The sequence below is a fragment of the Hungatella sp. genome (assembly GCF_046966825.1).
Window position 1 is genome coordinate 1 of sequence record NZ_JBKVCZ010000208.1, and the last position, 7,714, is coordinate 7,714.

Sequence of the window (7,714 nt, forward strand, 5' to 3'; positions counted from 1 at the left end):
GCTGTAAATCCACCTCATCCGGCCTGGGGATGCTGGCATGCTTCGGTGCACCTGCGCCCGCTTCCGCGATCTCCTTTGCCCTCGCCGTAATATCCGCGTCGCTTAGCTCTACCAGAAGCTCCTTTGCCCGTACAATCACGGAATCGGGAACACCGGCAAGCTTGGCGACCTGAACGCCGTAGCTCTTATCCGCTCCACCCTTCACAATCTTTCGAAGAAATACGATATCATCGCCCTGTTCCTTTACGGCGATGCAGTAGTTGTTGACGCCGTTTATGGTTCCTTCCAACTCCGTCAGTTCATGGTAATGGGTGGCAAACAGCGTCTTGGCCCCTAAAAGCTTCGGGTTGCTGATGTGCTCCACCACCGCCCAGGCGATGGATAAGCCGTCGAAGGTGCTGGTGCCCCGGCCGATCTCGTCGAGAACGATCAGGCTGTTTTTCGTAGCGTTTCTCAGGATGTTGGCGACCTCGGTCATCTCCACCATGAAGGTACTCTGGCCGGATGCCAGATCATCGGAAGCGCCCACACGGGTAAAGATTCTGTCGCAGATGCCGATATTGGCGTCATCCGCAGGCACAAAGCTTCCCAGCTGAGCCATCAGTACGATTAAGGCCGTCTGGCGCATATACGTCGATTTACCGGCCATGTTAGGGCCGGTGATGATGGAGAGCCTGTTCTTCGTATTGTCCAGATACGTATCGTTGGCGACGAATAAATCGTCCCGCATCATCTTTTCCACCACCGGATGGCGGCCGTTTTTGATGTCGATCACACCTTTTTCATTGATGCGCGGCTTCACGTAATTATTCTTCGTGGCAACGACGGAAAGGGAAGTCATCACGTCGATGCCCGCGATCGCCCGGGCCGTCTGCTGGATCCGCAGTACCTCGGCGGCGATGGCGTCTCTCACCTCGCAGAACAGACCGTATTCCAGGGTATAGAGCTTGTCCTCCGCTCCCAGAATCATATCCTCCAGCTCCTTCAGTTCATCCGTTGTGTACCGCTCGGCGTTGGCCAGCGTCTGCTTGCGGACAAAGTAATCGGGAACCATCCCTTTAAAGGAGTTCGTCACTTCGAAGTAATATCCAAATACCTTGTTGTACTTGACTTTCAGGTTCTTGATTCCGGTCTTGTCGCGCTCTCTCGATTCCAGCTCGGCGAGCCACGTCTTCCCTTCCGTCTTCGCATGGCGCAGCTTATCCGTCTCCTCGTGATAGCCGTCCTTTATGATGCCCCCGTCACGCAGGGATATGGGCGGGTCCTCCACGATGGCGCGGGAGACAAGATCGTGGACATCCTCTAAGGCATCCAGCTCTTCCCAGAGTTCTTTCAGCAGAGGAGTCGTAAATTCTCCCATAAGGTCTTTTATGTAAGGAAGCATTTCCAGAGAATTCCTGAAGGAGATTAAATCCCTGGGATTCGCCGTCTTATAGCTGATGCGGCCGATGAGACGTTCCAGATCGTATATGGGATTCAAGTATTCACAGATTTCCTCCCTGGAAATGTAATTCATGTTCAGCTCTTCAATGGCATTCTGGCGGGCAATGATGTCGTCCTTGTGGATCAGCGGCTGTTCGATATAGGTTCTCAAAAGCCTGGCTCCCATGGCCGTCTTCGTCTTATCCAGCACCCACAGAAGTGTTCCCCTCTTCTGCTTCTCCCGCATGGTCTCCAGGAGCTCCAGATTCCTTCTGGTCGAGGTGTCGATGATCATAAACTGCCCTGTGGAATAGGGAACGATGGTCGTAATATGGGACAGCGTACTCTTCTGGGTCTCGTACATGTACTCCATGACGGCCCCTGCCGCAATCACTCCCGTATCGTAATCCTGCAGTCCCAGACCGTCCAGAGAGCCCACTTTAAAGTGCTCTTTTAATATCCTCCTGCAGCCCTCGTCGGAAAAGAAATGGCTGTCAAGTGCGGCGATCACGGTCTGGTAGCGGTTCTTGACCTCCTCCGTGTCCACGCCGGATACAAAGAACGCATCATTGCAGATAATCTCGGAGGGACTGAACTTGTTGATCTCATCCGCCAGCTCCCGCTCCGTCTCCACCTCAGTCACCAGGAAATCGCCTGTGCTGATATCGGAAACGGCAATGCCGAACCGCTCGTCGATATAGACGATACCCATCAGGTAGTTATTCTTCGTCTCATCCAGCGCCTGGGCACTGGTAATAGTTCCGGGGGTGACGACACGGATGACCTCTCTCTTAACCAGCCCCTTGGCCAGCTTCGGGTCCTCCATCTGCTCTGCGATCGCTACTTTATAGCCCTTCTGGACCAGCCTGTACAGATAATTTTCAAGCGCATGGTAGAATACCGCACATCGGCGCCCGTTCCTCCAGCCCGCATTCTTTTCCTGTCAGGGTAATCTCCAGTTCCTTGGAGACGGTCAGCGCGTCTTCAAAAAACATCTCATAAAAATCTCCCAGCCTGTAAAACAGGATACAGTCCGGGTACTGTTTCTTGGTTTCCAAATAATGGACCATCATTGGTGACATTCCGGCCACGTTTTTTCCTCTTTTCTTCTGTCGTACTATTTTAATGTTCCCATATAATAAAAGCCTTTCGACTCATCCAGATACACATCCACGATCTGACCAATCAGGGACGCATCGCCCTTGAAATGAACGGTGGTGTTATTATCGAGCCGGCCCGTAACGAAGCCTTCCACATGGTCATCCAAGTCCTCCACCAGCACATCCTTAACGGTGTGGGCGTCACGTCCGCATACCTCGGCCGATATCTTCTGCACCTCTGAAAGCAGACGGTCAAACCGGTCCTTCACCACAGCCTCCGGAATCTGCTCTTCCATGGCCGCCGCCGGAGTGCCCGTGCGCTTCGAATAAATGAACGTAAATGCGCTGTCAAAACGGACCTTTCTCACTACATCCATGGTCTCCAGGAAGTCCTCCTCCGTCTCTCCCGGGAAGCCGACGATGATATCCGTGGTCAGAGAGATATCGGGAACTGCGGCCCTGATCTTCTCCACCAGTTCCAGATACTGTTCCTTCGTGTATCTCCGGTTCATGGCCTTCAAGACCCTGCTGCTTCCGGACTGGAGCGGCAGATGGAGATGATGGCAGATTTTCCCGGAATTCTTCATGACCTCGATTAAGTCATCTGATAAGTCCTTCGGATGGGAGGTCATAAAACGGATCCGCCGAAGACCATCGATGGCCTCCACCTCCTTTAACAGCTGTGCAAAGGTCATCGGCTCTTCCAGATTCTTTCCATAGGAGTTGACATTCTGTCCCAGGAGCATGACCTCCACCACGCCGTCTGCAACGAGGCGTCTGATCTCTCCCACAATATCCTGTGGATTCCGGCTTCTCTCGCGGCCGCGCACGTAAGGAACGATACAGTAGCTGCAGAAATTATTGCAGCCAAACATAATATTAACGCCGGACTTGAACGGGTACTTCCGGTCGGTGGGAAGTTCTTCCACGATCCGGTCGGTCCCCTTCCAGATGTCAACTACCATCTTCTTCTCAACCATGCGTTCAGAAATCAGTTCTGCCAGTTTGAAAATATTATGGGTTCCGAATATAATATCGACAAAGCGGTAGCTCTTCTTAATCTTGGCCACCACGGTTTCCTCCTGCATCATACACCCGCAGAGAGCGATCATCATATTGGGATTCTTCTGTTTGATGCGGTTTAAATAGCCGAGTCTGCCGTAAACGCGCTGATTGGCGTTGTCCCTGACCGTACAGGTATTATAGAGGACGAAATCCGCCTCCTCCGTATCCGTCTCCGTAAATCCGGAAGCCTCTAAGATTCCGGTCAGTTTCTCCGAATCCCTGGCGTTCATCTGGCACCCGAACGTCTCGATGTGAAAGGTTCCGCGGTACGTTTCGTCCCGCCTCTTCTTCTCATCGATCAACTGGCGGCAGCGTTCCATAAAGAACTGCTGTCTGCCCGGTTCCTCCGCCGGCGCGGCCTTTAAAGCTTCCTCATGTGTCATATGTAAATGATCCATCCAGTTGTTTCCTCCATTTATTTCACTCCGCATTCCGTCATAATCTGTAAACCCGGAATGGCTTTGAATATTATAGCATAAATACATTCTATTGCAAACACCAAAAATACAACGGCCGTCCACCTGAAAAAAAAGTTACAACTCGCGGCACCACGGAAAAACTCCGCCGGGCGTTCCGGTACGTGGAACCGCGAATTGTAACAAAAGAATCAAGTCCGCCCTGTAGCAAGGCGGACTCTGATATGGAAACAGCTATTTTACAAAGCCGGCGGCCTGCATTGTCCGTTTCCATAAATAATGTACTTTGTCGTGGTAAGCTCCTTTAGCCCCATAGGCCCTCTCGCGTGAAGCTTCTGGGTGCTGATGCCGATCTCTGCGCCAAAACCAAACTCGAATCCATCCGTGAATCTGGTGGACGCGTTGACGTAAACGGCGGCGGCATCGATCTCATTTAAGAACTTCTGAGCGTTGGCGTAATCCGATGTGATGATAGCCTCGGAGTGCTTCGTATTATAGTGGTTAATATGGGCGATGGCCTCGTCTATGGAATCCACCAGCTTCAGGGACAGAATATAGTCTAAATACTCCGTTCCCCAGTCCTCCGCAGCAGCCGGGACAAATGCAGGCACGATACGGCAGGCTTCTTCATCCGCCCGCACCTCAACCTGCTTTTCGTCGAGCCGGGCCTTTAACAGCGGCAGGAACTCTTCCGCGATTTTTCTATGTATGACCAGCGATTCACAGGCGTTGCAGACGCCGATCCGCTGGGTCTTGGCATTGAATATGATGTCCAGAGCCATCCTGAAATCCGCAGTCTCATCCACGAAGATATGGCAGTTCCCGGTTCCCGTCTCGATGACAGGCACCGTACTGTTCTCCACCACGGAACGGATCAGTCCGGCTCCGCCGCGCGGAATCAGCACATCCACGTAATCGTGCAGGCGCATGAATTCCTTCGTCACCTCCCTGTCGGTATCGGTGATAAGCTGTACACTGTCCTCCGGGAGTCCCGCGTTCTTAAGTCCTGCACGGAGGCATTTGACGATGGCCTTATTGGACTCTAAAGCATCGCTTCCGCCCTTTAAGATCACGCAGTTGCCTGATTTGAAGCAGAGTCCGAAGGCGTCCGCGGTCACATTGGGTCTGGCCTCATAGATGATACCGATCACGCCCATGGGAACGCGTTTCTGTCCGATGGTGAGTCCGTTTGGCCGGGCCTTCATGGAGATCACCTCTCCTACCGGATCCTCTAACCCGGCCACGCTGATCAGTCCGTCGGCCATGGCCTCGATCCTGGAAGGCGTCAGCTCCAGGCGGTCGATCATCCCGGCGCTCATGCCATTTATCGTCGCCTGAATCACATCGTCCTGATTGGCCGTCAGAATATCTTCCTCGCCCTCAAGCAAAGCGGCGGCCGCGGCCCTTAAACCTTCGTTCTTCTTGTCGGAGCCGAGAATCCCCAGAACACCGGCCGTCTCTTTCGCTCTTTTTCCTGTCTCAGTTAGTGTCATATCGCGTTCCTCCCTGTTATCCTGCTATTTCACTCCACATTTTGAGTTTGAATTATGGAGTGATTACCATATCCATTCCCTTGTCATGGGCCTCTGCCGGCAGAGAATCGAAAAGCTGGAAGGGATAGGCGATTCCAAATCTGGGATGGTCCGGCTCTTCGTCGAAGAAGCGGTCGTAGTAGCCGCCGCCGTAGCCGATCCGGTGTCCTTCCCTGTCAAATGCAATTCCCGGCACGATGACTGGTGCGAATTCGTCGCCGATGCGCAGACAGCTGGATTTCGGTTCCATGATCCCCATAACGCCGCTCTCTAAATCCTTTTTTCCCTGAATTGCATAGAATACCAGTTTTTTTCCTTCTACCTTCGGTACTGCCACGTATTTTCCCATCTCCAGCAGACCCTGAATCAGCTTCTCAGTTCCTGCTTCATGGCGGAAGGATACGTAGCAGTAGACACAGAACGCCTGCCGGATGGACCGGAGGCTTAAAATCTTCCTGCAGATAGCGTCATTCCACTCCATCTCCTGTTTCTGTGTGAGAGCCTGCCGGTTCTCCTTCACCCATTCCCTGATTTCATTCTTGCTTGACATTTCCATACTTTTTCCCCAGATCCGTAATGGTTCCGTCCTCTTCCTTAACCGAAATGCTGTTTAAGTTTCCTCTTAAGCTCATGCGGATCGCTTCAATGTATTCCTTTCTCAGGGCGGCCTGCTCGGCCTTCTCCTCATCAGAAAGTCCTACAGCCTGCGCCTTGTGGTAGAGCGTGTTGATTCTGTCTATTTTTTCCTGCTGCATCGATGTGCCTCCTAATATTCATTATTTATGTAGTGCATCAGATCGAAATCAAAGTTGGGATGGGCCAGGAAAAGCGTCCCCTTATTGTCCCCAGTCATGATCTGTGAGACGACCTCCACGTCATCCCCGTTGGCGATGACCATATCGGAACCGCTGTCTGTGGCGATCCTGGCCGCCGCCAGCTTCGCCGCCATGCCTCCGGTGCCCACATCGCTGCCCGAGGTGGCCTTTCCCATCTCCATCAGCTCCGGCGTGATCTCATCCACCTGGCTGATAAAACGCGCCTTTGGATTCTGTCTCGGATCGTCAGAATACAGGCCGTCGATATCCGACAAAAGAATCAGTAAATCCGCTCCGATCAGAGCCGCTACAATAGCGGAAAGCCGGTCGTTGTCACCGAAATTATCGACGTAAGGGATCTCTGAGGTGGATACCGTATCATTCTCATTTACAATCGGTATGGCGCCCAGCTTCAGCAGCTCGTCGAAGGTATTCTGCGCGTTATAGCGGGAGCTGTCGTTGATCATGGTATCCTTCGTCAGCAGGACCTGCGCCGCCACCTGATTGTACTCTGCAAACAGCTTCTGATACACCATCATCAGGCGCGCCTGGCCTACTGCCGCAAACGCCTGTTTCTCCGAGATGGTAACCGGCCTTGTGTGGTGGCCAAGAGCCTGGCGCCCCACCGCGATGGCTCCGGACGAAACCAGAACCACGGATTTCCCTTCCCCCTTCAAATCGCTGATGACACGCACCAGCTTCTCGATCTTCATCAGGTTCAAGTCCCCCGTATACGTATGGGTCAGGGAAGACGAACCGATTTTTATGACAATCCTCTGTTTATCCTTCAGCTTTTCCCGCACTTCAGTTCTCATGGTGTCTCCAATCATGTTCTTTCAGTCTTTTTGTCTCATATCTTACAACATTTTTATCCATTCGTCAAATGTGCAGCGGCCGGAAGCGAGGGCTAAACTGTTACGTTGGGACTGAGAAGCGTGCCGCGACTGCTTCCGCCGTCTTGATCCCATCCATGGCCGCGGACGTGATGCCGCCCGCGTAGCCGGCTCCTTCCCCACAGGGATAGATGCCTTTTATGTTGCTCTCAAACCGTTCATCCCTCGGTATGCGCACCGGGGACGAGGTTCTGCTCTCCACGCCTGCCAGGATGGCGTCGCCTCTGGAAAATCCTGCGATCCGCCCGTTAAACGCCTCTACGCCCTCGATCAGCGATTCCGACAGTATATCCGGAAAGAAATCCCGCAGATTTGCCATGGCGTACCGCCCTTCAAAGGCCGGCTCCACATCTCCAAAAGCCGTTGTCGCCCTTTTCTTCTTAAAATCGCGGTACAGCTGCACCGGAATTTTCCCTCCGCCGCACCGGTAGGCCGCTTCCTCCAGACGCCGCTGGTAGGCGATGCCCGCAA

Annotated in this window: 6 protein-coding genes and 1 pseudogene; all 7 read right to left on the minus strand. The window is 53.0% G+C overall.

The window, feature by feature from the left end; translation table 11 throughout:
• Positions 1-2,504: pseudogene (gene mutS / locus ACLTD4_RS31990) on the minus strand (DNA mismatch repair protein MutS); the annotation flags it as partial.
• Positions 2,505-2,539: 35 nt separating this feature from the next.
• Complete coding sequence (gene miaB / locus ACLTD4_RS31995; RefSeq protein WP_117620794.1) at positions 2,540-3,985, minus strand: tRNA (N6-isopentenyl adenosine(37)-C2)-methylthiotransferase MiaB; 1,446 nt, start codon at positions 3,983-3,985, stop codon at positions 2,540-2,542.
• Between the two features lie 257 nt (positions 3,986-4,242).
• The gene (locus ACLTD4_RS32000) at positions 4,243-5,496 is read right to left on the minus strand and encodes a glutamate-5-semialdehyde dehydrogenase (RefSeq protein WP_117620664.1); all 1,254 of its coding nucleotides are present in this window, start codon (positions 5,494-5,496) and stop codon (positions 4,243-4,245) included.
• A gap of 52 nt (positions 5,497-5,548) precedes the next feature.
• Complete coding sequence (locus ACLTD4_RS32005) at positions 5,549-6,091, minus strand: 5-formyltetrahydrofolate cyclo-ligase (RefSeq protein WP_055652814.1); 543 nt, start codon at positions 6,089-6,091, stop codon at positions 5,549-5,551.
• Entirely contained in the window at positions 6,069-6,290 is a 222-nt protein-coding gene (locus tag ACLTD4_RS32010; RefSeq protein ID WP_002604001.1) for a DUF896 domain-containing protein, read from the minus strand. The genes ACLTD4_RS32005 and ACLTD4_RS32010 overlap by 23 nt, the downstream gene beginning before the upstream one ends.
• An 11-nt stretch (positions 6,291-6,301) precedes the next feature.
• On the minus strand, positions 6,302-7,165 hold the full coding sequence (gene proB, locus ACLTD4_RS32015; RefSeq protein ID WP_055652815.1) for a glutamate 5-kinase: 864 nt from the start codon (positions 7,163-7,165) through the stop codon (positions 6,302-6,304).
• Between the two features lie 100 nt (positions 7,166-7,265).
• Positions 7,266-7,714, minus strand: a 449-nt coding sequence (locus tag ACLTD4_RS32020) for an FAD-dependent protein (protein WP_412331886.1), incomplete at its 5' end; no start/stop codon positions are given.

What these genes read in the sequence shown, in the direction of transcription:
- miaB (WP_117620794.1), bottom strand. Translation starts at nt 3,985, where the DNA reads ATGGATCATTTACATATGACACATGAGGAAGCTTTAAAGGCCGCGCCG.
- ACLTD4_RS32000 (WP_117620664.1), bottom strand. Translation starts at nt 5,496, where the DNA reads ATGACACTAACTGAGACAGGAAAAAGAGCGAAAGAGACGGCCGGTGTT.
- ACLTD4_RS32005 (WP_055652814.1), bottom strand. Translation starts at nt 6,091, where the DNA reads ATGGAAATGTCAAGCAAGAATGAAATCAGGGAATGGGTGAAGGAGAAC.
- ACLTD4_RS32010 (WP_002604001.1), bottom strand. Translation starts at nt 6,290, where the DNA reads ATGCAGCAGGAAAAAATAGACAGAATCAACACGCTCTACCACAAGGCG.
- proB (WP_055652815.1), bottom strand. Translation starts at nt 7,165, where the DNA reads ATGAGAACTGAAGTGCGGGAAAAGCTGAAGGATAAACAGAGGATTGTC.